Raw genomic sequence first — 26,524 nt, 5'->3', positions numbered from 1 at the left:
GCTGCGTCAGCGGTGTGTCAGACAGACCGCAAACGCAGCCTCGCCAGGGCTCGACAGCTGCTACGCAGAGGACTCGCCCAAGATGTGTAGATACTTCTGTCTATCGCAGCGGGTGGACGATTCGACAAGCCAGCTCCCACAGTTGGACTGTATTTCAGGGTGAAATTGAGGCGGGTGGACTGGTTTTGTTCCAGCAGTCTCAGGCCCGGCCTGCCGGGCAGGTGATGAGCATTCACCGGATGGCTCACTGGCTCGATGCAAAAGAACCCCAGCCCCGGTGGACAATACAGCAGGAAATAATCGGCGCCGCTGGCCTGGCATTCCAGCGTATAGCCCAGCTCTGGTTGCTCGATCAGGCAATGCCCATCCCACTGGCAAAAGCCGTTGTCTACCAGGCTTTCGGGCAGGGCTTTCAGTTCCCGGAAGTCCCAGGCATCCGGCACTGGCGCTAGCACCGTAGGCAACTTGGACGCGTCACTCATCCACACCTGTGACGCCTCGGCCTGTAAGCGTGTGCCCGGCCGACGTGGCAAGTAGGGATGCAATCCCAGGCCATGCCACGCGGGCGCTTCCGCCAGATGGGTCACGCTCAGCGCAATGCTCAGTTCACCCTTGCTCAATCGAAAGCGCTGCTCGGCGCGATAGGCGAACGGCGTCTCGCATTCCACCGCCACTATCACTTCACTTGCTGACTGGCTCACCACCTGCCACGCCTGCTGCCAGGCTGAGCCATGAATCGGCAAGGGGTCCGTGAGGCTATTGGGCGCCAGGGCCAGCCAGCCGTCGGGGTTGTCGAAACCCCCTTGGGCAATTCGGTTGGACCAAGGGGCCAGCGGATAGCACCCCAGTTTTCCAGGCAAACCGGTATTTATCGCGTGCTCATCGTTATGGCGCAGCAAAGGCTGCCCGGTGGTGTGTACCGTCCAATTGACGATGCTGCCACCCGTGGCCGGCGCGAGGGTGAGGTGGGTGAGTTGATCGCTGAGTTCGATGAAGGATGAAGACATGGTGTCCCGCCGTATGGAATAGACCCAACGCAGAGGTTCAATGTGTATTTGATAGAGGTTTACAGCACCACGCTCGGCAGCCACAGCGACAATGCCGGGATGTAGGTCACGGCGATCAGCACCAGGAACAGCACGGCGTAAAACGGCAGCAACGCCTTCACGGTCTTCTCGATGGTGGTCTTGCCCACCGCCGCGCCCACGAACAGCACCGCGCCCACCGGCGGGGTGATCAAACCAATGCCGAGGTTCACCAGCATGATCATGCCGAAGTGCACCGGATCGACGCCAATACCCAGCACCACCGGCAGCAGAATCGGCGTAAGGATCAGGATCAGCGGCGCCATGTCCATCACCGTGCCGAGCAACAGCAGCATGGCGTTGATGCACATCAGGATCACGTAGCGGTTGTCTGACAGGGTCAGGAACATCGTGGTGATCTTCGCCGGGATCTGCATCAGGGTCATGATGTAGCCGAAGCTGGCGGCGAAGGCGATCAGGATCATCACGATGGAAATGGTGCGCACCGTGCGGTGCATCAGCTTGGGCAGCTCGCTCCATTTGTAGTCGCGGTAGATGAACATGGTCACGAAGAACGCCCACAGCACGGCGATCGCGGCGGATTCAGTGGCGGTGAAAATGCCCGAGAGGATGCCGCCGAGGATGATCACCATCGCCATCAAGCCCCAGAGCGCGTCGGCGGCAATTTTCAGCGCCTGCTTCAAGGGAATGACTTCACCTTTGGGGTAGTCACGCTTTTTCGCGAAAATCAGGCACAGCACCATCAGGCATGCGCTCATCAGCAAGCCCGGGACCACGCCGGCCATGAACAGCGAGGCGATCGACACCGTGCCGCCGGCTGCCAAGGAATAGAGCACCGAGTTATGGCTGGGCGGGGTCAGCAGGGCCTGCACCGAGCCGCTGACGGTCACCGCCGTGGCAAATTCGCGGGGGTAACCACGGCGTTCCATTTCCGGGATCAGCACCGAGCCGACCGAGGCGGTGTCCGCCACCGACGAGCCGGAAATCGCCCCAAAAAACGTCGAAGCCATGATGTTCACCAAGGACAGGCCGCCGCGTACAAAGCCCACCAGCACCCCGGCAAACGCCACCAGCCGCCGCGACATGCCGCCCTCGGCCATGATCGCCCCGGCCAGCACAAAGAACGGAATCGCCATCAGCGAAAACTTGTTCACCCCGCCGGCCACCTGAATCATCAGGGCCTGGAACGGGATGTCGATCCACCACGCGCCGATCAGCGCCGACAACCCGAGGGCGTAGGCCACCGGCATGCCGATCAGGATCAAGGCGATAAAGCTGCCCAACAGAATCAATGCGTCCATATCAGGCGGCCCCTTCGCTTTCTTCAACCAGGTCGAAGCGCACGACCCGACGGTTGCTCTGGTCACCGAGCAGGAGTTTTTCCACGACAAAAATCAGCGTCAGCAGCCCGCCAATCGGGATCGGCATGTAGGTGATGCCCACCCGCAGAGTAGGAATGGCGCTCATGAACTGGTTCCAGGTGGACAGGCACAGCTTGGTGCCCCAGATCGTCATGAACAGGCAGACCGTCGCCATCAGCAATTGGGAAAAAATGCTGACGAGGCGGCGTTGTTGCGCCGGCAAACGGTCAGTAACCATGGCCACCGACATATGCGCCCCGGCGCGGTAACTCGCGGCGGCGCCGATAAAGGTGAACACCAGCATCAGCAGGATGGCGGTAGGTTCCGGCCAACTGGAGCCGGTGCCGAGGACGTAGCGAGCGAAGATGCCCCAGGGGATGATCAGGGCGACCCCCAATACCGAGAGGCCGGCGACCCAGATGCAGGTCATGTAGATGCGGTCGTTGATGCGCAGCAGTAAATTCTTCATGGCGTTCACCGTAACCGGGCGCGTCAGTGCGGACCGCGCCTGGCCTTGCTAGGAGGAGGGGCGTTATTGAACGGCGTCGATACGCTTGATGATGTCGGCGTAAGGCGCGCCGTACTTCGCACGCACGGCGGCGGTGGCGTCATAGAAGGGTTTTTTGTCGACGGTGATGAACTCGACGCCAGCGGCCTTGAGCTTGGCTTCGCTGCTGGCGGACTTGGCGTCCCACAGCACGCGCTCGTCAGCCTGGGCGGCCTTGGCGGCTTTCTTGACCATGTCCTGTTGCGCAGGGGTGAGTTTGTTCCAGGTGATTTTCGACATCACGATGGGTTCAGGCAGGATCAAGTGCTCGGTAAGGGTGTAGAACTTGGCGTTCTGGAAGTGGTTGTGTTCCAGCATCGTCGGCGGATTGTTTTCCGCGCCGTCGATAACGCCGGTCTGCAGGGCGCTGAAGATCTCGCCGGTGTCCATGGCAATGCCGTTGGCGCCCATGGCATTGAAGGCGTCGATGAACAACGGGTTGCCTTGCACGCGAATCTTCATGCCCTTGAGGTCTTCGATCTTGCGCACCGGCTTTTTCGTGTAGAGGTTGCGTGTGCCGCCGTCCATCCAGGCCAGGGCCACCAGGCCGAACTCGGAGTCGGTGATCTTGGCGAGGATTTCATCGCCGATTTCACCGTCGATGACCTTGCGCATGTGCGCCTGGTCGCGGAACACGAACGGCAGGTTGAACACGTTCACGTCCGGCACTACCGGCCCGACGATGCCGAGGCTGACGCGGGTCATCTGGATGGCACCGACCTGAGCCTGTTCGACCACTTCTTTCTCGGAGCCGAGAACGCCGCCAGGGAAATACTTGAAGGTCAGTTCGCCGTTGCTTTCTTTGGTCAGGGCTTTGCCCATGTTCTCTTCTGCAACGACGGTGGGGTAGCCGGCGGGGTGGATGTCGGCGAATTTGATTTCCAGCGCGTGGGCGGCGCTGCTGAGGGTGAAAAATGCAGCGGCGAGCAAGGTGCGTTTGAAGTCCATGGGGTTTCATTCCTGTCTTGTTATTGTTGTATTCAAGTCACAGCGATGCAGCTAGAGGGTGAACGTGGGCTCCGGTAGACCGGTGATGCCTGGGTTGAGGGCAAACACGCCGCCGGACAGCGACTGCTCACTTTGGTCATCACGGATCGAGGTGACGAACAGGGTGTCCAGGCGGCTGCCGCCAAAGGCGCACATGGTGGGTTTTTTCACCGGTACGGTGAGGGAGCGATCGAGGCGCCCCTCGGGGGTGAAACGGTGGATAAGCCCGGCGTCGTTGGCGCAGATCCAGTAGCAGCCGTCGGCGTCCACCGCCGCGCCATCGGGGCGGCCGAGGTGTTTGTGCATATCCACGAACACGCGGCGATTGGACGGCGTGCCGCTGTCGATGTCGTAGTCGAACGCCCAGATCTGCTGCACCAGCGGGTGCGAGTCCGAGGCGTACATCGTGCGGCCGTCGGGGCTGAAGGCCAGGCCGTTCAGGGTCATGAAACCGTCCAACTGAGCGTGGGGCGCCAGGCCTGACGCGTAGCGGTAGAGGACGCCCTCGGCCGCGTTCAAACCCATGTTCAGCACCATGCTGCCGGCCCAGAAACGACCCTGGCGATCACAGCGGCCATCGTTCAGACGCATGTCCGCGCGTGGGTGCGTAACACTCGCCAGCGGCGTGGTGTCGAGGCTGCCATCGTTGTGAGGGGTGAGCTGGAAGAGGCCGGTTTCCATCCCGGCAACCCAGTTGCCCGCATCGGTGCGGGCGATGCAGGCGAGCATCTGCGGGGCTGTCCACGCAGCGATATGCCCAGTGGCGGCGCTCCAGCGTTGCAGGCCGCCGTTGGGGATATCCACCCAGTACAGGGCGTTTTCCTCGGGGACCCACACCGGGCATTCGCCCACGGCATTGCGCGCATCGACAATCAGTTCAGCGGTCATGGCAACTCATTCCCTTGGGTGGGTGTGCGCTCAGTCACCGAACGGCCCAGCAGCGCAGAATGCGCCACCCTGGTAGACCTTGGCCGGGTCGTCGGCGGCGACCGGTGGCTGGGTTTCGACCTGGGCGCGGAACACTTCGGAGCTGTCTTTGGGGACGAAGCCCAGGTGCGCGGCGTAGCGGTTGTCCCACCAGGTGTCGAGGTTATCCGACATGCCGTAGACCACGGTGTGGCCGACGTTGGGTGTGTACAGCGCGCGTTCGAGCAGTTGGGTCAGGTCGTCGAAGCTCAGCCAGGTGTGCATCATCCGGCGGTTCTGGGGTTCCGGGAACGAGGAGCCGATGCGGATGCTGACGGTCTCGATGCCGTAGCGATCGAAGTAGAAACTGGCCATGTCTTCGCCGTAGGACTTGGACAAACCGTAGTAGCTGTCTGGACGGCGAGGGGAGTGGGCGTCGATTTTCTCGCCTTGTTTATAGAAGCCGATGACATGGTTGGAGCTGGCGAAAATCACGCGCTTCACACCGTGGCGGCGGGCGGCCTCGTAGATATGGAAAATGCCGCTGATATTGGCGCCGAGGACTTCTTCGAACGAACGCTCCACCGAAACGCCGCCGAAGTGCAGGATCGCATCGACGCCTTCTACCAAGTGGTGCACGGCTTGTTTGTCGGAGAGGTCGCAGGTTTGCACTTCTTCGGACGCGTCGGCAGCCGGGGCCATGTTGGCGATGTCGGACAGGCACAGCACGTGGGCATAAGGACGCAGGCGTTCACGCAGGACTTTGCCCAGGCCGCCGGCGGCGCCGGTGAGTAGCAGGCGGTTGAAGGGAGCAGGGGTGGTCGTGGTCATGGGGATTCCAAATTTTTGTTGTAGGTTGTCATATGACTATGTCGAAGTATTGTGAGTGATCCCCCAGGTTGTCAACGTCCTTCCGGTCAGGTGATGGCCAGAATGTGGGAGCGGGCTTGCTCGCGAATACGGTGTGTCAGTCGACTCATTCGGGTCTGATATACCGCATTCGCGAGCAAGCCCGCTCCCACAGGGGGGGTTGTGTTGGCTGCCAGTCTGGGTCCGACGCGAAACCTACAACAGTGAGATGGGATAGCTGACAAAAATCCGGTTCTCATCAAATTCGTTATTGCTGAAATCCCGACGCATGGTCGAGTTGCGCCATTTGACGTTGAGGTTCTTCAGCGCGCCGCTCTGTACCGTGTACGCCAGCTCCGATTCCCGACCCCATTCCTTGCCATCGGTGATCGCCCCGGTGTGCACGTTACTGCCGCTGATATAGCGGTTCATCATGGTCAGCCCCGGGAGGCCGAGCACCACGAAGTTGAAGTCATGGCGCACCTGCCAGGATTTTTCCTTGGCGTTGTCGTAGCTGGCGTTGTAACTGTCGTTGGCCAGGGTGCCGCCGCTGGTGCCGTTGATCCGCATCCACGCGCTGTCGCCGGTGAGTTTCTGCAGGCCCACGTAGAAGGTGTTGCCATTGTATTTGGCCGAGAGCAGGGCGAAGGCGGTCTTGTTGTCGAGGTCGCCAGCCAGGGCGCTGCCGTCTTCCTTGCCATTGAAAAAGCCGAGGTTGGCGCCCAGGGTCCAGTCGCCCACGGGTTGGCTGTGGGTCAGGTTGAAATATTGTTGCTGGTAGATATCGCTGAGTTCGGCGTACCACACGCCGACCTGGGTGCGTTTGTCGTTGAACGTGTACTCGCCACCGCCGAAGTTGAAACGGTCCGAGGTGAACGCGGCTCTGCCGTTCATGAACATGTCTTCCATGCTCGCGTCGTTGCGCGGGCTGTTGCCGCGGAACTGACCGCCGTAGAGGGTCAGGCCGGCGATTTCGTTGGAGGTCACCTGGCCGCCGCGAAACGTCTGGGGCAGGGAGCGACCATCATCGGAGCGCAGGATTGGCAGCACGGGCATCCATTCGCCCACCTTCAATTCCGTCTTCGACAGCCTGGTTTTCAGCGCCACGCCCAGGCGCCCAAAATTATCGGCGGGGCGGCCGTCATCGTGGATCGGCAGCAACTGGGTGCCGCCGGTGCCTTTGCCGCCATCGAGCTTTTGCGAGTACAGGCCCAGCACGTCAATCCCGAAGCCGACCGTGCCTTGGGTAAAGCCGGATTTGGCATCGAGAATGAAGCTCTGCGTCCACTCTTCGGCTTTGCCCTGCGGGTTGGTCGGGTTGGTGAAGTTGCGGTTGAAGTAGGCGTTGCGCAGGTTTAGCGTGGCTTTGGCGTCGTCGATGAAACCTTCGGCCTGGGCATTGAGGGGTAGGGTGAACGCCAGGCTGCTGAGGCCGAGAAGGCCGATACGTGCGCAGGAATTGCGGGCGAATTGACTCACAGTGAAGCTCCCTTCTATTGTTGTTTTTATTATTTGTCATACGTTGTCGTACAACATTGGGCGGGATATTTGCGGGGATTTCGTGCCGTGTCAAGCGGAAGTTATACGATGACCTGCCGTGATCTGGTCGAGAGCGGGCACAGTCAATGTGGGAGCTGGCTTGCCTGCGATGCAGGCGCTGTGGTCTGGCAGGAGGACCGCAGCGATGCCATCGCAGGCAAGCCAGCTCCCACATGATTTAGCCTGCGATGACCATCGGCGGCAGGGTTCCGAGGAGGGAGACAGCGGCTACCGCTGAAACACCTAGTAACCATTCAATCATCACACTGGCCTTCAAGGCGCCCAGTCGCTGTTCGCAATGCTCAAGACGCAATCGATTCAGCAACGCCAGGGCCAACATACCTAACACTAACATCACCTTGATCAACAGAATCAGCGCAAACCCGCTGAACAATGGCGTCGGCCACAGCTGCCCGGTCAACACGCGCACATTAATCAACCCGGTCACCAGCAAACCGGCAACCAAGCCATAACCCACGCCGCTGAAACGCCGCAGGACTGGCTCCAGCGCAATACCTTGCGGTTGCCGCAGGATCAGCACCAGCACCAGCAACCCCCCAAGCCACGCGCCCACGCAGACCAGGTGCACCACCTGATTAAGGATCAGCAATTGCCCGCTGAGCCCATCCAGCATGGCGCCATGACCCACAGGGGCGAGGGTCGCCAGCAGCAATGCGGTCAACGGCAGGCGCAATAGCGGCCAGGGTTTGATCAGCACCATCACCAGCAACAGGTTCAGCAGCAAATGCCAGACCCACACCTGGCCAAAAAAGGTTTTGCCCAGCACCAACTGGAGGGTGGCCGGTTGCAACGCCGCGTCCCAGCTGCCCGCCATACTGGCGGTGATCAACAGCAACCAGGCGACGCCGGAAAACAGGCCCAACCCAGCGAGGCTGCGGATGATACGTTCGAGTTGCCGGTCCAGCACCGGTTGCGGTTCAGCGCCCAATAGCCAGGGCCTGAACGCACAGGCCCCGAACATCAGCAACACGACGATGAAATGCAGGAAACGGCACAGCACCAGCAGGGTCGCCATGGGTTATCGGCCGACCTTGAAGCTGTATTCGCCATTGCTCTTGTGGGTATCGACCGAGACGGCGTTCCACACCACTTTGTAGTTACCAGCAGCGAGTGGGGCGGCAGGCGTCACTACCAGGGTTTTCTTGTCGGCGTCCGGGGTTTCCAGGCCCTTGATGGCGATTTCCGTGCCGTCCTTGCTCAGGGACACCTTGGTGAAGGTGGCCTCGACGCCTTCACTGAAGGTCAGGCGCAGAGCATCGGGGGCGGCGACGGTGCTGTCGGCGGCGGGTGTGGCGCTTTTCAGGTGAGCATGGGCAAACGCTGCCGAAGCCCCCAGTAAGGATGCGAGCAGGGCGACGGAGGTCAGGGTTTTCTTGATCAACATTGTTCAATACCAATCAATGGGCAGGAGCAGGCAGTGTACGAAGTTTCGGTTCAGCCTGTCGCCCCGATCTAGAGCGGATGGTAGTCTTTGGGCTCTCTCGTTGTCAGGGAGCCCTCATGGGCAATCACAAGATCGGAATTCGTCGGGTCAACGTCGAAAAAATCCTGCTGGCGGCGGAGAAAATCTTCGCCGAAAAAGGCTATGGCAGCACCGCCATGGCGGATATCGCCGAAGAAGTGCAACTGCCGCGCTCCAACCTGCACTACTACTTCACCACCAAAAGTGAGCTGTACAGCGCGGTGCTGTTCGACCTGCTGGAAGTGTGGAAGCAGGACGCCCTGAGCTTCGAGACCTTTGATGACCCACGGGTGGTGCTCAGCAGTTACATCCGCGCCAAGATGCAGCGCTCGCGCACCCGGCCGTATGGCTCGAAAGTCTGGGCCAATGAAATCATCCACGGCGCGCCGACACTCGGTGAGGCGCTGGATGAAAGCCTGTACGACTGGGCCAAGATGAAGGAAGCGAAGATTCGCCAGTGGGTGGAGGACAAACGCATCCTGCCAGTTGAGCCGTCGAGCCTGCTGTACATGATCTGGGCCTCGACCCAGCACTATGCCGACTTTGATCATCAGGTGAAGATCCTGAATGATCACCAGCCGTTGTCGGATATGCAGTTCGAGAAGGCGATACAGACGGTGACGGGGGTGATTCTGCGGGGGATAGGGTTGGAACCTTGAGCTGTGCGGTGAGGCTTAAGGCCTCATCACAGGCAAGCCTGCTCCCACAGTTGAGCGCATTCTTCCTGGAGGAATGCAATCGAATGTGGGAGCTGGCTTGCCTGCGATAACGATCTAGAGAGCTACACAGCCTCGCGATAGGGATTCCTCGGATCCTGCGTCCAGTTCAAATACGGCTTGCCCGAGTCGATCGGCACCATCTCGATGCAGTCGGCCACCGGGCAGGTGATCTGGCACAAATTGCAGCCCACACATTCATCATCGATCACTTCGTACTTATGCGTGCCATCCGCCAATTTCAAACTGGCAATCGCCTGGTGCGACGTATCCTCACAGGCAATATGGCAACGTCCGCAGCCAATACAGGCTTCCTGATCGATCTTCGCAATCACCTGATAGTTGATATCCAGGTACTTCCAATCCGTCGTATTACCCACCGCGCGCCCGGAAAACTCCTGCAGGCTGGCGTAACCCTGGCTGTCCATCCAGCGCGACAGCCCGTCCTTCATCTCTTCCACAATCCGAAACCCATGCAGCATTGCCGCCGTGCACACCTGCACCGCGCCACAGCCCAGGGCAACGAATTCCGCCGCGTCGCGCCAGTTGCCGATGCCGCCAATGCCGCAGATCGGCAGGCCCTGTGTCTGCGGGTCACGGGCGATCTCGGCGACCATGTTCAGCGCAATTGGCTTCACCGCTGAACCGCAGTAACCGCCGTGGGTGCTTTGCGTGCCGACCACTGGCAGCGCGACCATGCGTTCCAGGTCGACGCTGGTGATGGAGTTGATGGTGTTGATAAGCGACACCGCATCCGCGCCACCGCGATACGCCGCGCGCGCCGCCACGCGAATGTCGGTGATATTCGGCGTGAGCTTGACGATCACCGGCAGCGAGCAATACGTCTTGCACCAGCGCGTGACCTGCTCCACATACTCCGGCACCTGGCCGACCGCCGCGCCCATGCCTCGCTCGGGCATGCCGTGGGGGCAGCCGAAGTTCAGCTCAATACCGTCGCAACCGGTGGCTTCTACCAACGGCAGGATGTTTTTCCAGGATTCCTCAACGCACGGCACCATCAGCGACACGATCAGCGCGCGGTCGGGCCAGTCCTTTTTCACCTGGGTGATTTCCCGCAGGTTGATCTCCAGGGAGCGGTCAGTGATCAGCTCGATGTTATTGATGCCCAGCACTTCACGGTTGGCGCCGTAGTGCGCCGAGTAACGTGACGACACGTTGACCGCCGCCGGGTCTTCGCCCAGGGTTTTCCACACCACGCCGCCCCAGCCGGCTTCAAAGGCACGGACCACGTTGTAGGCCTTGTCGGTGGGCGGCGCGGAGGCCAGCCAGAACGGGTTGGGGGCTTTGATACCGGCGAACACAATCGAGAGATCGGCCATTACGCAGCCTCCACATTCAGCATGAGTTGGGCGTGCATGGCTTCAGCGGCCAGCTTGCCGTGTTGCACTGCCTGCACGGTGAGGTCCTGGCCGAGGCTGACGCAATCGCCGCCGGCGTATACACCGGGAATGCTGGTGCGCAGTTGTTCATCGACGAAGATTCTTTCACCGACACGCTGCAGTTGCTGGGCCAGCGGATCGTGCAGGGCCTCGCTGTCAAACCCTTGGCCGATGGCCTTGAAGATTGCATCGGCGGCCAGTTCGAAGGTTTCGCCGGTAGGGTGCAGGCGGCCGTTTTCCAGGCGCGTGCGCTGGAAGCGCATGCCGCGCACGTGGCCCTGCTCATCCAGCAGCACTTCTTCAGGCTGGGCCCAGGTCAGCAGGCGGACCTGGTTGGCTTTGGCGATGTCCTGTTCGTGGTGGGTGGCGCCCATATCTGCCAACCCTCGACGGTAGACGAGGTTCACATCACGAGCACCGAGGCGGGCCATTTGCACGGCCATGTCGATGGCGGTGTTGCCGGCACCGAGCACAATGCAGCGGTCGGCCAGGGGCAGTTGGGTCAGGTCGTCGGCTTGGCGCAGCTCGCGGATGTAGTCGGTGGCGGCAAGCAGGCCGGGCGCGTCCTCGTGGGCTAAACCGAGCTGTTTACTGGCGGCCAGCCCGAGGCCGAGGAAGACTGAGTCGAATTGCTGGTGCAGGTCGCTCAAGGTCAGGTTGTCGCCCAAGCGCTGGCCGTGGCGGATCTCGATGCCGCCGATCTGCAGGAGGAAATCCAGTTCCTTCTGCGCAAAGTCATCCACCAGTTTGTACTTGGCGATCCCGTATTCATTCAGGCCACCGGCTTTTTCCCGGGCTTCGAAGATCACCACGTCATGGCCGTGCAAGGCGCTGCGATGGGCGCAGGCCAAGCCTGCCGGCCCGGCGCCGACCACGGCGATGCGTTTGCCGGTCGGCGCGGCGCGGTGGAAGGGGTGTTCGCTGAAGTGTGCGTTGTCGATTGCATAACGTTGCAGCAAGCCGATCAGCACCGGGGCGCATTCTTCGGCGTTGTTACGCACGCAAGCCTGCTGGCAGAGGATCTCGGTGGGACACACCCGAGCGCAACTGCCGCCAAGGATATTGGCCGAGAGGATCTTCTGCGCGGCGCCTTGCACGTTTTCGGTGTGGATATTGCGGATGAACGACGGAATGTCGATTTCGCTGGGGCATGCGTTCACGCACGGTGCGTCGTAGCAATACAGGCAGCGCGAGGCTTCCAGTTGGGCCTGGCGGGCGTTGAGTGGTGGCGCCAGGTCGGTGAAATGGCTGGCGAGCGTGGGTCCATCCTCAGCGGGATGGGGGAGGTGGGTCAGGGTCTGGATCACGGTGTTGGCCTCACGGTAGTTGAGGTACTGCCTCTGATGGGCATTGGTTTTTTGTTGTCTGTGCTGGCCTCTTCGCAGGCAAGCCAGCTCCCACATTTGGTCGGGTTCACACAGTTCAAATGTGGGAGTCGGGCTTGCCTGCGATAGGCCGAAGGCCGCTTTCAGCGTTTCACAGCAGTGGGCTTGGAATACGCCGCCCGCTTGCTCAACTGCTCAAACACCGCCGGATACGCCGGCCGCTCCACATACCGCCCGGCACCGCGTTCGGCGCGCAGGTCGCCATCGGCCCAGACCAGCTTGCCCTGGCTGATGGTATGGCTCGGCACGCCGCGCACGGTCTTGCCTTCGAAGATGTTGAAGTCGACTTTCTGATGATGAGTCTTGGCGGAAATGGTCCGTGTACCCTCGGGGTCCCACAGCACCAGATCCGCATCGGCGCCCACGCGGATCGCGCCTTTGCGCGGATAAAGGTTGAAGATCTTCGCGGTATTGGTGGAGGTCAGCGCAACGAACTCCTGCATCGACAGGCGCCCGGTGTTGACCCCCTCATCCCACAGCAGCGCCATGCGGTCTTCGATACCGGCAGTGCCATTGGGGATCTTGCTGAAGTCGTCACGGCCAGCGGCTTTTTGCTCGGCGCAGAAGCAGCAGTGGTCGGTCGCGGTGGTGTGCAGGTTGCCGGACTGCAAACCATGCCACAGCGCTTCCTGATGCCCGCGCGGGCGGAAGGGTGGGCTCATCACGTAGCCGGCGGCGGTCTGCCAGTCAGGGTGCTGGTAGACGCTGTCGTCCAGCAGCAGGTGGCCGGCGAGCACTTCGCCATACACCGGTTGGCCTTTGCTGCGGGCGTAGGTGATTTCATCCAGCGCTTCCTTGGTGGACACGTGCACCAGGTACAACGGCGTGCCGATGGTTTCGGCGATGCGAATGGCGCGGCTGGCCGCTTCGCCTTCTACCTGGGACGGGCGCGACAGCGGGTGCGCTTCCGGGCCGGTGATGCCCTGGGCCATCAGCTTGCGTTGCAGGTGATACACCAACTCGCCGTTCTCAGCATGCACCGTGGGCACCGCGCCCAGTTCCAGGCAGCGTTCGAAGCTGGCGACCAGAGTGTCATCTGCCGCCATGATCGCGTTCTTGTAGGCCATGAAGTGCTTGAAGCTGTTGATGCCGTGGTGGCTGACCAGTTCGGCCATTTCCTCGCGCACCTGCTCGCTCCACCAGGTGATCGCCACGTGGAAACCGTAGTCGGAGGCGGATTTTTCCGCCCAGCCGCGCCACTGGTGAAACGCTTCCATCAAGGGTTGCTGTGGGTTGGGAATCACAAAGTCGATGATCGACGTGGTGCCCCCCGCCAGGCCTGCCGCCGTGCCACTGAAAAAGTCTTCACTGGCCACGGTCCCCATGAAGGGCAATTGCATATGGGTATGGGGGTCGATGCCGCCGGGCATCAAGAATTGGCCGCTGCCGTCGAGTGTTTGAGTGCCTGCGGGAATCTCCAGATTCGTGCCAATGGCCCGAATGAGACCGCCTGCGCATAAAACATCGGCGCGGTAACTTTCATCATGGGTAATAACGGTGGCGCCACGGATCAACAGCGACATGTCGAGTTCCTCACAGGCTTGACCGGCTTGTGCCAGTTCTAAGTGTTGTAATGCTGCTTACCGATGGCGGGGTGATTCCTGTCATCGGTGACAGGAATAGAAACTAGCCCGAGTTTTTCGATTGGGCAAGAAGATTTTTTATAAGTATATATCCATATTAAGTTATTGATTTATATGTATAAAAAACATAAATCACCAAAATGTAGCGCTCGCTCACCATTTTGACGCACTTGACAGGTTCTTAAATTGAGCAACATTTCTTATTGCAAATCAGACGCTTGAGATATGCCTCTTGACGGGGGTGGGAAATAAAAATAATTGTGTTGCACCAGATTGAGTCCTGAAGGTTCGGACAACTTTCGCATTGTTTAGCCTGAGCAGTGCGGCAAGTACCGAGGGATAAGTCGGAAAGCTGATAAACATCAGCACGTTATATAAGCGGTGCGGGTTCAAGGTGGGTTGTCGGCACGGATATTGAGTGCAGTGGCGGCTGGCCGGACCCGTGATGTCATGTTGTTTACGAGGTACTCCGGCCATCCAGCGCACAGCGCTGGATGAGCAAAAATAATTCGAAAAAACCGTGGAGCGGCCATGCAACAGAACAGATCGCAAGTCATTGAACGCAACGGCCTGTACGAGCTAGACGCCGGCCCCGACGTCCTCGACAGCCCTCGCTACAACCACGACATGGCACCGACCAAGGTGCACGAACGCACTTGGAACAAGTGGCACATCACTGCGTTGTGGGTCGGCATGTCGATCTGCGTGCCCACCTATACGCTGGGTGGGGTGCTTACCGCGTATTTCGGGTTGTCGGTGGGTGAAGCGCTGATGGCGATCCTGCTGGCCAATATCGTGGTGCTGATCCCGTTGACCCTCAACGCCTTCCCTGGCACCAAGTACGGCATACCGTTTCCGGTGTTGTTGCGCTCATCGTTCGGCATCCTCGGTTCGAATGTGCCGTGCCTGATCCGGGCGCTGGTGGCGTGCGGCTGGTTTGGTATCCAGACGATGTTTGGCGGGCTGGCGATTCACCTGTTCCTGGGCTCGATTTTCGAGGGCTGGAAGTCCCTTGGCGGGTCCGGTGAAGTGATCGGTTTCATGGTTTTCTGGACGTTGAATCTATGGGTGGTACTGCGCGGCGCCGAGTCGATCAAACGCCTGGAAACCCTGTCGGCACCGCTGCTGGTGGCAGTGGGGATTGGTTTGCTGGTGTGGGCGATGCCTAATGTGTCGATCAGCGAGTTGATGGCGATCCCACCCAAGCGCCCCGAAGGGGCGAGCCTCACCGGTTACTTCATGGCCGGCCTCACGGCGATGGTGGGTTTCTGGGCGACGTTGTCGCTGAATATTCCGGACTTCAGCCGCTACGCCAAAAGCCAGAAGGACCAGATCCTCGGGCAGATTTTCGGCCTGCCGCTGACCATGTTCCTGTTCGCCTCCCTTGGCGTGATCATGACCGCCGCGTCGGTAAAACTGGTGGGTGTGAGCGTGTCCGACCCGGTGACCCTGATCGGCCATATCCAGAGCCCGGTGTGGGTCGCCGTGGCGATGGCGCTGATCATCGTCGCGACCTTGTCCACCAACACCGCCGCGAACATTGTTTCACCCACCAATGACTTTCAGAACATCGCGCCCAAGCTGATCAACCGCACCACCGCCGTGATGCTCACCGGTCTGGTCGGGTTGGCGTTGATGGGGCATGAACTGCTGAAGAAGCTCGGGTTGATCGTTTCCGATGTGAGCCTGGAAACCGTCTATTCCAATTGGTTGCTGGGTTATTCAAGCCTGCTGGGACCGATCGCCGGGATCATGGTGGTGGACTACTTCATCACGCGAAAACAACAGCTCGATCTCGCAGGGCTGTACCGCGACGACGTGTACCCGGCGTGGAACTGGAGCGGATTTATCGCGTTTGGCGTGCCGGTGGTGCTGACCCTGCTGTCGCTGGGCAGCGATGCATTCAGCTGGTTCTACAGCTACGGCTGGTTTACCGGATCGGCGCTGGGTGGCGTGTTGTATTACGGGCTGAATGCGAAGCGTGGTGTCAGCCCGGCCGCAGTGAAAACACCGCTGTAAATAAGTTGAAATGCAATCCAAATGTGGGAGCGGGCTTGCTCGCGAATGCGGTGTGTCAATCACCGCATTTATCAACTGACAGACTGCATTCGCGAGCAAGCCCGCTCCCACATTTTTGACCGCATTCCAATCATAAGAAATATTGCCTGAGGAGATCCCCATGAACGCTGCCCTCGACGTACTGCAATCCACCCATCAGCACATCAACCGCGACCGCCTGTGGCAGTCGTTGATGGACCTGGCCAGACTCGGCGCCACCCCCAAGGGCGGTGTGTGTCGCCTGGCGCTCACCGACCTTGATCGCAAGGCCCGCGACCTGTTTGTGCAGTGGTGCGAAGAGGCGGGTTGCACCGTGACCGTCGACGGCATCGGCAACATCTTCGCCCGTCGCCCGGGACGCAACCCCAACCTGCCGCCAGTGATGACTGGCAGCCATATCGACACCCAGCCCACCGGCGGTAAGTTCGACGGTTGCTTCGGTGTGCTGGCGGGTGTGGAGGTGCTGCGTACGCTCAATGACCTCAACGTTGAGACCGAGGCGCCATTGGAAGTGGTGGTGTGGACCAACGAAGAGGGTTCGCGCTTTCCGCCCTGCATGATGGGCTCGGGGGTGTTTGCCGAGAAATTCACCCTGGCGGACACCCTGGCCAAGGTGGACGTGGACGGCGTCAGCGTGGGCGACGCGCTGAACGCGATTGGCTATGCGGGTTCGCGGCCGGTCAGTGGGCACAAGGTAGGCGCCTATTTCGAGGCGCATATCGAACAGGGGCCGATTCTTGAAGACGAGAAAAAGACCATTGGCGTGGTGCTGGGCGCCCTTGGGCAAAAGTGGTTTGACCTGAAACTGCGCGGGGTCGAAGCGCACGCGGGACCGACACCGATGCACCTGCGCAAGGATGCCCTGGTGGGCGCGGCGGCGGTGGTGGCGGCGGTCAATGCGGCGGCGCTTGGGCATCAACCGCATGCGTGCGGCACCGTTGGCTGCCTGCAGGCTTACCCCGGTTCGCGCAACGTCATTCCGGGGGAAGTGCGCATGACCCTGGACTTCCGTCACCTGGAGCCGGCGCGGCTGGACTCGATGATTGCCGAAGTACGCAAGGTGATCGATGAAACGTGCGCCAAGCACGGTTTGAGTTTCGAGATGGAACCTACGGCAGATTTTCCACCACTGTATTTCGACAAGGGCTGCGTGGACGCTGTGCGTGATGCCGCGAATGGGCTGGGGTTGTCGAACATGGACATCGTCAGCGGGGCAGGGCATGACGCGATCTTTGTTGCCGAACTGGGCCCGGCGGGGATGATTTTTGTGCCCTGTGAAGGCGGCATCAGCCATAACGAAATCGAAAACGCCGCGCCGGATGACTTGGCGGCGGGGTGTGCGGTGCTGCTAAGGGCGATGGTGGCCGCGTCGGCGGCCATCGCCAGCGGCAAACTGGCGGCCTGAATGGCGTCCGCTCAGGCCAATTCGGTGGCGGTGTTTTTCACCACCGCCAACTCCGGATGCGCCACCAATTTATCAATGTGCAACTCGTCATTGTTCAACCAGGTCTCGGTCAGCACCCGGTAGTGCTCCATGTCCCGGCAGCGCATGCGTAGGCTGTAGTCAAACGGGCCGCTGATCAGCTGGCACTCGAACACCTGCGGGCAGGCCTTCACACACGCTTCGAAGGCTTTTTGCGCCGAACGCCCGCTCTGGTTGGACAAGGCCACCAACACCAGCAACGACAGGCCTGGTGAGACCATCTGCACATCAATGATCGCCCCATACCCACGGATCACCCCGCGTCGCTCCAGCTTGCGCACCCGCTCCAGGCAGGGCCGAGGCGTGAGGTGCACCAGCGACGAGAGCTTTTCGTAGGTGATACGCCCCTGGTGCCGCAGCACTTCGATGATGGCTTCATCGATGCGGTCCAGCGCGGGGGAAGAATGGGGTCCGTTGGCCTTGGTATCCATGGGGTTCACTTCAAACGGTTGAGAAAAAATGGCGGCAAACGTCTCGCGTTTGCCGGACCCGTCACATGGTACGGCCTTCCTCCGTCAACGTCTGTATGCGGTTGAGGGCTTGCAACACGCCTCAGGCGCGCTTTTTCTGTTGCACGCGTGGTTGCTGCGCCAGGCGTGCGAACAGGTCTTTCGGGTCGGCCAGGTCCGGCACCAGCTCCAGGTCGCTGCCCACGTCCAGCGCCTTGGCCACGTCCAGCACGTAGCGCAGGGCCGAGTAATCTTCGATGGCAAACCCCACCGAATCGAACAGGGTCACTTGGTGCGCATTTTCGCGGCCGGGCTGCTGGCCGTTGATCACTTGCCAGAGTTCGGTCACCGGCGAATTGTCCGGCATGTGCTGGATTTCACCTTCGATGCGGCTTTGCGGTTCGTACTCGACGATCACCCGGGCGCGCTCGACGATACGTCGGTCCAGCTCGGTCTTGCCAGGGCAGTCGCCACCGACCGCGTTAAGGTGCATGCCGGGTTCGATCATGTCATCGGTGAGGATAGTGGCATAGGCCTTGTCGGCGGTGACGGTGGTGACGATGTCCGCACCTTTCACGGCTTCGGCCACGCTGCCGGCCAGGATCACCTTGATCGCCGGGAACGCCTTGAGGTTGGCCGCCAGTTTGGCGGTGGCCTTGGCATCGATATCGAACAGGCGGATCTCATTGATGCCAAGCATGGCATGGAAGGCCAGGGCCTGGAATTCGCTCTGCGAGCCGTTGCCGATCAGCGCCATGCTGCGGCTGTTGTCGCGGGCCAGGTAGCGGGCGACCAGGGCCGAGGTGGCGGCAGTGCGAATCGCGGTAGTCAGGGTCATTTCCGCCAGCAGCACCGGTTTGCCCGTGTCGACATCGCCCAGCGCGCCGAAAGCCATCACGGTGAGCATGCCGGCCAGGGTGTTCTTAGGATGGCCATTGACGTACTTGAAGGCATACAGCGACGCGTCGGATACCGGCATCAGTTCGATCACGCCATCCGGCGAGTGGTTGGCCAGGCGCGCGCATTTTTCGAAGTCCTGCCAGCGCAGGTAGTCGGCGCGGATGTACTCGGCCATCTCGGTGATGCAGGTGGACAGGCTTTTTTGCGAGACCAGGTAGCAGAGATCGTTGACGTCGATGTAGCGGGTCATGTGAGACTCCTTGTTATTCGAGGGGGCATTCAGCGTTTTCTGCTGCGCGTGAGGCGGCACCGCAGGCAAGTACGTCGGGTTATTGTGTGGGTTATCGGCGGATTATCCCGGCTGAAACGCAGGGATGGCTCAGCCGGGAAAGCTGAAAAGGACAGTAGCGCAGCCGAATCGGCTGTTTAGTCTGAAATGCACTAAAAATGTGGGAGCTGGCTCGCCTGCGATGGCGCTGGGTCAGTGCCGCAGATGTCGACTGACGGACCGCCATCGCAGGCAAGCCAGCTCTCACATTGGTATGGTAGTGGTTGTTATAGCTGTGTCAGTCAGGAGGAATCATGTCGACCGCCGTACGTCTTGCCCAACCCGCCGATGCCGAGGGGATCAGCCAGGTCATCCTGGCGGCTTTGCACAGCAGCAATGCACGGGATTACCCGGCGGATGTGATTGCGCGGGTTGCGACCCATTTTACCCCGGAGGCCGTGCTGGCGCTGCTCACGCGCCGGGTGGTGCTGGTGGCGATCAAGGATCAGGTGATCGTTGCCACGGCGGCCCTGGACGCCAATGTAGTGCGCTCGGTGTTCGTCAATCCGGCGCTGCAAGGGCAGGGCATTGGCCGGCTGTTGATGATCGAGATCGAACTGCGCGCCCGTGAGGCCGGGGTGACGGTACTGAGTGTGCCGTCATCGCTGACCGCCGAGCCGTTCTATACCAAACTGGGGTTTCACACCGTGCGCGATGTTTACCATGGCAACGAGCGCACGTTGGTGATGGACAAGGCGCTGCTGTCCCGGCATCCCATCGGCCCGTATCGCGACCGTCAGCATCGGGCGCAGGTGGTTGCGTTATGGCAGGAGGCTTTTGGTTACGAGACGGCGCATAACGTGCCAAGCCTGGCGATCGATAAAAAGCTGGCGGTCAACGATGGGCTGTTTTTCGTCGCGACGGATAAAAAGGCCGTGATCGGTACTGTGCTTGCCTGGTATGACGGGCATCGTGGGTGGCTGTATTCGGTGGCGGTGCACGCGGATTATCGGCGGCATGGCCTGGGTTCCTCGCTGGTGAGGCATGCGGAACAGGCGTTGACTGCCTTGGGTTGTATGAAGATCAACCTGCAGATCATCGGGGGGAATGATGCGGTTGTGGGGTTTTATGAGGCGCTGGGGTATGGGGTGGAGCCGAGGATAAGTATGGGGAAGAAGCTTTTGGGGAATATTCCGGCTCAATCCTGAGAACACCGGAAACAAATGTAGGAGCTGGCTTGCCTGCGATAGCGGTGTGTCAGTCAATATTGACAGTGACTGATCTACTGCTATCGCAGGCAAGCCAGCTCCCACAGGGTTTTGTGGTGTAGCGGGTGTAGCGGGTGTTCTGGTTAGACCTTGACGATCCAGCCTGCTGGGGCTTCGACTTCGCCGGTCTGTACGCCGGTCAGCTCTTTGTAGAGCTTCTGGGTGATCGGGCCGACTTCGGTTTCGCTGTGGAACACGTGCAGCTTGCCGTTGTACTGGATGCCGCCGATTGGCGAGATGACCGCAGCAGTACCGCAGGCGCCGGCTTCCTTGAACTGGTCCAGCTTATCGATGAGCACTTCGCCCTCGACCACTTTCAGGCCCAGGCGGGTCTGGGCCAGTTCGATCAGCGACAGGCGGGTGATGCCTGGCAGCACCGAAGGCGACTTCGGCGTGATGAACTGGTTGTCGTGGGTGATCCCGAAGAAGTTGGCCGAGCCGACTTCTTCGATTTTCGAGTGAGTCATCGGGTCCAGGTAGATCGCATCGGCGAAACCGGCTTTTTTCGCTTCCGAACCTGGCATCAGGCTGGCGGCGTAGTTGCCACCGACCTTGGCGGCACCGGTGCCTTGTGGCGCGGCGCGGTCGAAGGTGGAGATCTGGAAGTTGTGTGGCACCAGGCCACCTTTGAAGTAGGCGCCGACCGGGATCGCGAATACCGAGAAGATGAACTCCGGTGCGGTACGTACGCCGATGTTTTCACCGGTGCCGATCACGAATGGGCGCAGGTACAGCGCGCCGCCACTGCCGTACGGCGGGATGAACCGCTCGTTGGCCTTGACCACTTGTTTGCAGGCGTCGATGAACACGTCGGTCGGCACATGCGGCATCAGCAGACGGGCGCAGCTGCGCTGCATCCGGGCGGCGTTCTGGTCCGGGCGGAACAAGTTGATCGAGCCGTCCTTGCAGCGGTAGGCCTTGAGGCCTTCGAAGCATTGCTGACCGTAGTGCAGGGCGGTGGAGCCCTCGCTGATGTGCAGCACGTTGTCGTCGGTCAGGGTGCCTTCTTGCCATTCGCCGTTTTTCCAGACCTGGAGAAACCGCTTGTCGGTCTTGATGTAGTCAAAACCCAGCTTGTCCCAATTGATGCTTTCGTTACCCATGACACCCTCTATCTCTGGTCAACCGCCTGGTCAGAAGCAGGCTTGTCGGTTTTTTACTGGATGGGCGCAACAATACTTCATTCTTGGCCGGTGTGGGAGCAGGTGGGTGGGCCATTCAGCCTGTGTATTGGCTGATCCGCCGCTATCGCAGGCAAGCCAGCTCCCACATTTGGATTGCATTCTCCTGTGGGAGCTGGCTTGCCTGCAATCGCCTCGCTGCGGTTTTACAGGTGTAGCGCGTGGCCCAGGGCCCTTAAGGCGGCTTCCTGCACGGCCTCGCCGAGGGTCGGGTGGGCGTGGATGGTGCCGGCAACGTCTTCCAGGCGTGCGCCCATTTCCAGGCTCAGGCCGAACGCGGTGGACAGTTCCGAGACGCCAACGCCAACCGCTTGCCAGCCGACGATCAGATGATTGTCACGGCGTGCAACGACGCGCACGAAGCCGGTTTTCGACTCCAGGGTCATGGCCCGGCCATTGGCGGCGAACGGGAAGCTCGACACGATGCAGTCCAGGCCGGCAGCCGTGGCCTCGTCTGGGGTCTTGCCGACCACTACCAGCTCCGGGTCGGTAAAGCACACCGCCGGGATCGCGGCCGGGTTGAATTCGCGGGATTGACCGCTGATCAGTTCGGCCACCATTTCGCCCTGAGCCATGGCGCGGTGCGCAAGCATCGGTTCGCCGCTCAGGTCGCCGATGGCCCATACGTTGCGCATGCTGGTCTGGCAGTGGTTGTCGATCTTGATCGCCGCACCGTTCATGTCCAGGTTCAGCGCTTCGAGGTTCCAGCCTTGGGTATTGGGTTTGCGGCCTACGGCGACCAGCACCTGGTCCGTTTCCAGCGACAACGTGTCGCCATTCGGATCGCGCACTTGCAGGCAGTTGTCCGCAAAACCGGTGACGCTGTGCTTGAGGTACAGTTTTACCCCCAGTTGCTTGAGGGATTCATTCACAGGTTGGGTCAGTTCGGCGTCATAGGCTGGCAGGATGCGGTCCTGGGCCTCGACCACACTGACCTCGGCGCCGAGCTTGCGGTAGGCAATGCCCAGCTCCAGCCCGATATAACCCCCACCTACCACGATCAGTCGCTTGGGCACGCGTGTTGGCGCCAGGGCTTCGGTGGAGGAGATGATCGGCCCGCCAATCGGCAGCATCGGCAAGTTGACGCTTTTCGAACCGGTGGCCAGCAATAGATGTTCGCACTGAATGCGTTGGTCGCCGACGTCGACGGTCTTGCCGTCCACCACCTTGGCCCAGCCGTGGATCACTTGCACCTTGTGTTTCTTCAATAGCGCAGCGACGCCCGTGGTCAGGCGGTCGACGATGCCGTCTTTCCATTCCACGCTTTTGCGGATGTCCAGGGTCGGCACATCCACTTCAATGCCCAGTTTCGAGCTCTGGCTGTGGTGGATGGTTTGCTGGAATTGCTCGGCCACGTGGATCAAGGCCTTGGACGGAATGCAGCCGATATTCAGGCAGGTGCCGCCGAGCGCCTGGCCTTCCACCAGGATGGTCTGGATGCCCAGTTGGCCGGCGCGAATCGCTGCCACATAACCGCCAGGGCCGCCGCCGACAATCAGCAGCGTGGTATTCAAGGTCTGAGACATGCCTTACTCCAGAAACAGGCTGGCGGGTTGTTCGAGCAGGCCACGAATGGCCTGGATGAATTGCGCCGCGTCCATGCCATCGACCACGCGGTGATCGAAGGAGCTGGAGAGGTTCATCATCTTGCGCACCACGATCTGGCCCTTGATCACCATTGGCCGTTCGACGATGCGATTGACGCCAACGATGGCCACTTCTGGCAGGTTCAAGACCGGCGTGCTGACGATGCCGCCGAGTGCACCCAGGCTGGTCAACGTGATGGTGGAACCTGACAGCTCATCGCGGCTGGCCTTCCCATTGCGCGCGGCGGTGGCCAGGCGTGCGATTTCCTCGGCATTGCCCCACAGGCTGCGGGCTTCGGCGTGACGTACCACCGGCACCATCAAGCCGACGTCGCTCTGGGTGGCGACGCCCACATGCACCGCGCCGAGACGGGTGATGACCTGGGCTTCGTCGTCGTAGCGCGCATTGATCTGTGGGAAGTCACGCAGGGCCACAACCATGGCGCGCACGATGAACGGCAGCAACGTCAGCTTGCCGCGCGTGGCGCCGTGTTTTTCGTTGAGGTGCACACGCAGCTCTTCGAGGGCGGTGACGTCGATCTCTTCCACATAGCTGAAATGCGCGGCGCGCCGGGTGGCGTCCTGCATGCGCTGGGCGATCTTGCGGCGCATGCCGATCACCGGGATCTGTTCCTCGGTGTTGCGTTCGGCGTAGGGGTTGGCTGCGTTTTTATTTTGCGTCGGACCCTGGAGCAAGTAAGCGTCCACATCTTCGTGCAGAATCCGGCCCGCCGGGCCCGAGCCCTGGACCAGGCGCAGCTGAATCCCGGCGTCCAATGCGTGTTTGCGCACAGCCGGGGAGGCCAGCGGGCGGTCGTCGGCTTCACGGGCAACAGGCGCCGGGGCCGCGATCACCGGTACAGGTTTGCTCTCAACCGCCGCCGGCGCAGGCTTGGCCTCCACCACAGGGGCGGCCTTCGGCGCTTCCTTCGCGGCGGGCGCTTCCTTGGCGTTGCCGGCACCTTCCACTTCAATACTGATCAAGATACTGCCTACGGCCATGACTTCGCCTGGCTCGCCGCCGAGGGAAATCACCTTGCCATGCACCGGCGAGGGGATATCCACCATCGCCTTGTCGGTCATGACATCCGCCAGCACCTGGTCTTCGACGACCATGTCGCCGACCTTCACGTGCCAAACCGACAATTCAACTTCTGCGATGCCTTCGCCAATGTCCGGCATCTTGATAACGTGAGTGCCCATTCAGACCTCCATGACCCGTTTCAACGCCGCGCCCACTCGGGACGGGCCTGGGAAATACGCCCACTCCTGCGCGTGCGGGTAGGGGGTGTCCCAACCGGTCACGCGTTCGATCGGCGCTTCCAGGTAGTGGAAGCAATGCTCCTGAACCAGCGCTACCAGCTCGGCGCCAAAGCCGCAGGTACGGGTGGCTTCGTGCACCACCACACAACGACCGGTCTTTTTCACCGACTTGACGATGGTTTCCAGGTCCAGTGGCCATAGGCTGCGCAGGTCGATGACTTCGGCGTCGATGCCGGTTTCTTCGGCGGCGACTTGCGACACATACACGGTGGTGCCGTAGGTCAGCACGGTGACGGCCGAGCCGGGACGCACGATGGCGGCCACGTCCAGCGGCACGGTGTAATAACCGTCCGGGACTTGCGCTTGCGGGTGTTTCGACCACGGGGTTACCGGGCGGTCGTGATGGCCATCGAACGGGCCGTTGTACAGGCGTTTTGGCTCAAGGAAGATCACCGGGTCATCGTTTTCGATGGAGGCGATCAGCAAACCCTTGGCGTCATACGGGTTGGACGGCATGACCGTGCGCAACCCACAGACTTGGGTGAACACCGCTTCGATACTTTGGCTGTGGGTCTGACCACCGTAGATACCGCCGCCACACGGCATGCGCATGGTCAACGGTGCGGTGAACTGGCCGGCCGAGCGATAACGCAGACGTGCGGCTTCGGAGATGATCTGGTCGGTGGCGGGGTAGACATAGTCGGCGAACTGGATCTCGGCGACCGGGCGCAGGCCGTAGGCACCCATGCCCACCGCCACGCCGATAATGCCGCTTTCGGAGATCGGCGCGTCAAACACGCGCGAGCTGCCGTATTTGGTCTGCAAGCCTTCGGTGCAACGGAATACGCCGCCGAAATAGCCCACGTCCTGACCGAAAACCACCACGTTGTTATCACGCTCAAGCATCACGTCCATGGCCGAGCGCAGCGCCTGGATCATGGTCATGGTAGTGGTGGTCATGGCGGTTTCCACTTCAATACTGTTGTTGTGATCGTTCATGTCAGATCCCCAACTCTTGACGCTGGCGCTTCAAGTGCTCCGGCATCTCTTTATAAACGTCTTCGAACATGGTCGCGGCGCTTGGAATCTGGCCGCCGGCGAGGGTGCCGTACTGTTCGGCTTCTTTCTGCGCCTTGACCACTTCGGCCTCAAGTTCGGCACTGATTACCGCGTGTTCCTCTTCGGACCACTGGCCAATGCGGATCAGGTGCTGCTTGAGGCGGGCAATCGGGTCGCCCAGGGGGAAGTGGCTCCAGTCATCGGCTGGACGGTATTTCGACGGATCATCAGAGGTGGAGTGCGGCCCCGCGCGGTAGGTGACCCACTCGATCAGCGTCGGCCCGAGGTTGCGGCGCGCACGCTCGGCGGCCCAGGCGGAAGCGGCGTACACCGCGATGAAGTCGTTACCGTCCACGCGCAGGGAGGCGATACCGCAACCCACGCCGCGTCCGGCGAACGTTGTGGCTTCACCGCCGGCAATGGCCTGGAAGGTGGAGATGGCCCACTGGTTATTCACCACGTTGAGAATCACCGGCGCGCGGTACACGTGGGCGAAGGTGAGGGCCGTGTGGAAGTCGGACTCGGCGGTGGCACCGTCGCCGATCCAGGCGGAGGCGATCTTGGTATCGCCCTTGATCGCCGAGGCCATGCCCCAGCCCACGCCTTGGACGAATTGGGTGGCGAGGTTGCCGGAAATGGTGAAGAAACCGGCGTCTTTTACCGAATACATGATCGGCAACTGGCGACCCTTGAGCGGGTCACGCTCGTTGGACAGCAGTTGGCAGATCAGGTCCAACAGTGGCACGTCGCGGGCCATCAGGATGCTTTGCTGGCGGTAGGTGGGGAAGCACATGTCGTCGATGTTCAAGGCCAGGGCCTGGGCGCTGCCGATGGCTTCTTCGCCAAGGCTTTGCATGTAGAACGACATTTTTTTCTGACGCTGGGCGACCACCATGCGGTTGTCGAAGATCCGCGTCTTGAGCATGGCGCGCATGCCTTTGCGCAAGATCTCGACGGGGACACCTTCGGCCCACGGGCCCAGGGCCTGGCCCTGGTCGTCGAGCACGCGGATCAGGCCTTTGGCGAGGTCGGCGGTGTCGGCAGGTTCTACGTCGATGGCGGGTTTGCGCACCAGGCCCGCGTCGGTCAGGCGCAGGTAGGTAAAGTCGGTCTTGCAGCCTGGGCGGCCCGAGGGTTCAGGGACGTGCAGGCGCAGTGGTTCATACTGCTGGGTCATGGCTTTCTACGCTCTATCTTGTGAATTTCT

The 26,524-nt window shown here is 60.9% G+C and carries 23 protein-coding genes; 4 read left to right on the top strand and 19 right to left on the bottom strand.

What is annotated here, in order from left to right; translation table 11 throughout:
- Positions 1-17: 17 nt before the first annotated feature.
- From JBO08_RS23480 to copC, 9 genes are all read right to left on the bottom strand, one after another.
- On the bottom strand, positions 18-1,007 hold the full coding sequence (locus JBO08_RS23480) for an aldose 1-epimerase (protein ID WP_083207130.1): 990 nt from the start codon (positions 1,005-1,007) through the stop codon (positions 18-20).
- Positions 1,008-1,066: 59 nt separating this feature from the next.
- Positions 1,067-2,347, bottom strand: coding sequence for a TRAP transporter large permease (locus JBO08_RS23475; protein WP_049709055.1), 1,281 nt, complete (start codon positions 2,345-2,347; stop codon positions 1,067-1,069).
- 1 nt (position 2,348) lies between these two features.
- Complete coding sequence (locus JBO08_RS23470) at positions 2,349-2,876, bottom strand: TRAP transporter small permease (RefSeq protein ID WP_065889242.1); 528 nt, start codon at positions 2,874-2,876, stop codon at positions 2,349-2,351.
- Between the two features lie 63 nt (positions 2,877-2,939).
- Complete coding sequence (locus tag JBO08_RS23465; protein ID WP_049709053.1) at positions 2,940-3,902, bottom strand: TRAP transporter substrate-binding protein; 963 nt, start codon at positions 3,900-3,902, stop codon at positions 2,940-2,942.
- A gap of 51 nt (positions 3,903-3,953) precedes the next feature.
- Entirely contained in the window at positions 3,954-4,829 is an 876-nt protein-coding gene (locus tag JBO08_RS23460) for an SMP-30/gluconolactonase/LRE family protein (protein WP_220074953.1), read from the bottom strand.
- Between the two features lie 30 nt (positions 4,830-4,859).
- Entirely contained in the window at positions 4,860-5,678 is an 819-nt protein-coding gene (locus tag JBO08_RS23455; protein ID WP_220074954.1) for an NAD(P)-dependent oxidoreductase, read from the bottom strand.
- Between the two features lie 234 nt (positions 5,679-5,912).
- On the bottom strand, positions 5,913-7,175 hold the full coding sequence (locus tag JBO08_RS23450; RefSeq protein WP_065872359.1) for an OprD family porin: 1,263 nt from the start codon (positions 7,173-7,175) through the stop codon (positions 5,913-5,915).
- A 238-nt stretch (positions 7,176-7,413) separates the two neighbouring features.
- The gene (copD, locus tag JBO08_RS23445; protein WP_065880000.1) at positions 7,414-8,271 is read right to left on the bottom strand and encodes a copper homeostasis membrane protein CopD; all 858 of its coding nucleotides are present in this window, start codon (positions 8,269-8,271) and stop codon (positions 7,414-7,416) included.
- Between the two features lie 3 nt (positions 8,272-8,274).
- Positions 8,275-8,640 (bottom strand): copper homeostasis periplasmic binding protein CopC, encoded by a 366-nt coding sequence (gene copC / locus JBO08_RS23440; protein WP_065879999.1) that lies wholly within the window; start codon positions 8,638-8,640, stop codon positions 8,275-8,277.
- 116 nt (positions 8,641-8,756) lie between these two features.
- On the opposite strand from copC, the gene JBO08_RS23435 reads away from it, so the two are divergent.
- The gene (locus JBO08_RS23435) at positions 8,757-9,377 is read left to right on the top strand and encodes a TetR/AcrR family transcriptional regulator (protein WP_049709047.1); all 621 of its coding nucleotides are present in this window, start codon (positions 8,757-8,759) and stop codon (positions 9,375-9,377) included.
- A 122-nt stretch (positions 9,378-9,499) separates the two neighbouring features.
- Here JBO08_RS23435 and preA read toward each other — a convergent pair whose 3' ends face one another.
- From preA to hydA, 3 genes are all read right to left on the bottom strand, one after another.
- The gene (gene preA, locus JBO08_RS23430) at positions 9,500-10,774 is read right to left on the bottom strand and encodes an NAD-dependent dihydropyrimidine dehydrogenase subunit PreA (RefSeq protein ID WP_065889248.1); all 1,275 of its coding nucleotides are present in this window, start codon (positions 10,772-10,774) and stop codon (positions 9,500-9,502) included.
- Positions 10,774-12,141, bottom strand: coding sequence for an NAD(P)-dependent oxidoreductase (locus JBO08_RS23425; RefSeq protein ID WP_065872394.1), 1,368 nt, complete (start codon positions 12,139-12,141; stop codon positions 10,774-10,776). The genes preA and JBO08_RS23425 overlap by 1 nt, the downstream gene beginning before the upstream one ends.
- A 161-nt stretch (positions 12,142-12,302) precedes the next feature.
- Complete coding sequence (gene hydA, locus JBO08_RS23420) at positions 12,303-13,742, bottom strand: dihydropyrimidinase (protein ID WP_065946142.1); 1,440 nt, start codon at positions 13,740-13,742, stop codon at positions 12,303-12,305.
- A gap of 591 nt (positions 13,743-14,333) precedes the next feature.
- On the opposite strand from hydA, the gene JBO08_RS23415 reads away from it, so the two are divergent.
- Together JBO08_RS23415 and JBO08_RS23410 are read left to right on the top strand one after the other, a co-directional pair.
- Positions 14,334-15,821: an NCS1 family nucleobase:cation symporter-1 gene (locus tag JBO08_RS23415; protein ID WP_220074955.1), complete on the top strand. Its 1,488-nt coding sequence runs from the start codon at positions 14,334-14,336 to the stop codon at positions 15,819-15,821.
- 160 nt (positions 15,822-15,981) lie between these two features.
- Positions 15,982-17,265, top strand: a complete 1,284-nt coding sequence (locus JBO08_RS23410) for a Zn-dependent hydrolase (protein WP_065872353.1) — start codon at positions 15,982-15,984, stop codon at positions 17,263-17,265.
- Between the two features lie 11 nt (positions 17,266-17,276).
- Here the strand turns inward: JBO08_RS23410 and JBO08_RS23405 are convergent, their stop codons facing one another.
- Positions 17,277-17,774: an Lrp/AsnC family transcriptional regulator gene (locus JBO08_RS23405; protein ID WP_016974875.1), complete on the bottom strand. Its 498-nt coding sequence runs from the start codon at positions 17,772-17,774 to the stop codon at positions 17,277-17,279.
- A gap of 121 nt (positions 17,775-17,895) precedes the next feature.
- The gene (locus JBO08_RS23400; protein ID WP_065879995.1) at positions 17,896-18,942 is read right to left on the bottom strand and encodes an ornithine cyclodeaminase; all 1,047 of its coding nucleotides are present in this window, start codon (positions 18,940-18,942) and stop codon (positions 17,896-17,898) included.
- A gap of 332 nt (positions 18,943-19,274) precedes the next feature.
- On the opposite strand from JBO08_RS23400, the gene JBO08_RS23395 reads away from it, so the two are divergent.
- On the top strand, positions 19,275-20,168 hold the full coding sequence (locus JBO08_RS23395) for a GNAT family acetyltransferase (RefSeq protein WP_220074956.1): 894 nt from the start codon (positions 19,275-19,277) through the stop codon (positions 20,166-20,168).
- Positions 20,169-20,311: 143 nt separating this feature from the next.
- Here the strand turns inward: JBO08_RS23395 and JBO08_RS23390 are convergent, their stop codons facing one another.
- From JBO08_RS23390 to JBO08_RS23370, 5 genes are all read right to left on the bottom strand, one after another.
- The gene (locus JBO08_RS23390; protein WP_065872351.1) at positions 20,312-21,331 is read right to left on the bottom strand and encodes a branched-chain amino acid aminotransferase; all 1,020 of its coding nucleotides are present in this window, start codon (positions 21,329-21,331) and stop codon (positions 20,312-20,314) included.
- A gap of 224 nt (positions 21,332-21,555) precedes the next feature.
- The gene (gene lpdA, locus JBO08_RS23385; RefSeq protein WP_220074957.1) at positions 21,556-22,935 is read right to left on the bottom strand and encodes a dihydrolipoyl dehydrogenase; all 1,380 of its coding nucleotides are present in this window, start codon (positions 22,933-22,935) and stop codon (positions 21,556-21,558) included.
- Positions 22,936-22,938: 3 nt separating this feature from the next.
- Positions 22,939-24,198 carry a dihydrolipoamide acetyltransferase family protein gene (locus JBO08_RS23380; protein WP_220074958.1) on the bottom strand — a complete coding sequence of 420 codons (1,260 nt, stop codon included), beginning with the start codon at positions 24,196-24,198 and terminating at the stop codon, positions 22,939-22,941.
- Positions 24,199-25,257, bottom strand: a complete 1,059-nt coding sequence (locus JBO08_RS23375) for an alpha-ketoacid dehydrogenase subunit beta (protein ID WP_065879992.1) — start codon at positions 25,255-25,257, stop codon at positions 24,199-24,201.
- Between the two features lies 1 nt (position 25,258).
- Complete coding sequence (locus JBO08_RS23370; protein WP_220074959.1) at positions 25,259-26,494, bottom strand: 3-methyl-2-oxobutanoate dehydrogenase (2-methylpropanoyl-transferring) subunit alpha; 1,236 nt, start codon at positions 26,492-26,494, stop codon at positions 25,259-25,261.
- Between the last annotated feature and the right edge of the window lie 30 nt (positions 26,495-26,524).

This window comes from Pseudomonas sp. LAP_36, assembly GCF_019456785.1.
Taxonomy (GTDB): domain Bacteria; phylum Pseudomonadota; class Gammaproteobacteria; order Pseudomonadales; family Pseudomonadaceae; genus Aquipseudomonas; species Aquipseudomonas tritici.
The sequence above is the reverse complement of the archived record's forward strand: the minus strand, read 5'-3'. Positions and strand labels throughout refer to the sequence as shown.

Bases quoted from the DNA above. Each gene is read 5' to 3' on its own strand.
- JBO08_RS23480 (WP_083207130.1), bottom strand. From the start codon at position 1,007: ATGTCTTCATCCTTCATCGAACTCAGCGATCAACTCACCCACCTCACC.
- JBO08_RS23475 (WP_049709055.1), bottom strand. From the start codon at position 2,347: ATGGACGCATTGATTCTGTTGGGCAGCTTTATCGCCTTGATCCTGATC.
- JBO08_RS23470 (WP_065889242.1), bottom strand. From the start codon at position 2,876: ATGAAGAATTTACTGCTGCGCATCAACGACCGCATCTACATGACCTGC.
- JBO08_RS23465 (WP_049709053.1), bottom strand. From the start codon at position 3,902: ATGGACTTCAAACGCACCTTGCTCGCCGCTGCATTTTTCACCCTCAGC.
- JBO08_RS23460 (WP_220074953.1), bottom strand. From the start codon at position 4,829: ATGACCGCTGAACTGATTGTCGATGCGCGCAATGCCGTGGGCGAATGC.
- JBO08_RS23455 (WP_220074954.1), bottom strand. From the start codon at position 5,678: ATGACCACGACCACCCCTGCTCCCTTCAACCGCCTGCTACTCACCGGC.
- copD (WP_065880000.1), bottom strand. From the start codon at position 8,271: ATGGCGACCCTGCTGGTGCTGTGCCGTTTCCTGCATTTCATCGTCGTG.
- copC (WP_065879999.1), bottom strand. From the start codon at position 8,640: ATGTTGATCAAGAAAACCCTGACCTCCGTCGCCCTGCTCGCATCCTTA.
- JBO08_RS23435 (WP_049709047.1), top strand. From the start codon at position 8,757: ATGGGCAATCACAAGATCGGAATTCGTCGGGTCAACGTCGAAAAAATC.
- preA (WP_065889248.1), bottom strand. From the start codon at position 10,774: ATGGCCGATCTCTCGATTGTGTTCGCCGGTATCAAAGCCCCCAACCCG.
- hydA (WP_065946142.1), bottom strand. From the start codon at position 13,742: ATGTCGCTGTTGATCCGTGGCGCCACCGTTATTACCCATGATGAAAGT.
- JBO08_RS23415 (WP_220074955.1), top strand. From the start codon at position 14,334: ATGCAACAGAACAGATCGCAAGTCATTGAACGCAACGGCCTGTACGAG.
- JBO08_RS23410 (WP_065872353.1), top strand. From the start codon at position 15,982: ATGAACGCTGCCCTCGACGTACTGCAATCCACCCATCAGCACATCAAC.
- JBO08_RS23405 (WP_016974875.1), bottom strand. From the start codon at position 17,774: ATGGATACCAAGGCCAACGGACCCCATTCTTCCCCCGCGCTGGACCGC.
- JBO08_RS23400 (WP_065879995.1), bottom strand. From the start codon at position 18,942: ATGACCCGCTACATCGACGTCAACGATCTCTGCTACCTGGTCTCGCAA.
- JBO08_RS23395 (WP_220074956.1), top strand. From the start codon at position 19,275: ATGTCGACCGCCGTACGTCTTGCCCAACCCGCCGATGCCGAGGGGATC.
- JBO08_RS23390 (WP_065872351.1), bottom strand. From the start codon at position 21,331: ATGGGTAACGAAAGCATCAATTGGGACAAGCTGGGTTTTGACTACATC.
- lpdA (WP_220074957.1), bottom strand. From the start codon at position 22,935: ATGTCTCAGACCTTGAATACCACGCTGCTGATTGTCGGCGGCGGCCCT.
- JBO08_RS23380 (WP_220074958.1), bottom strand. From the start codon at position 24,198: ATGGGCACTCACGTTATCAAGATGCCGGACATTGGCGAAGGCATCGCA.
- JBO08_RS23375 (WP_065879992.1), bottom strand. From the start codon at position 25,257: ATGAACGATCACAACAACAGTATTGAAGTGGAAACCGCCATGACCACC.
- JBO08_RS23370 (WP_220074959.1), bottom strand. From the start codon at position 26,494: ATGACCCAGCAGTATGAACCACTGCGCCTGCACGTCCCTGAACCCTCG.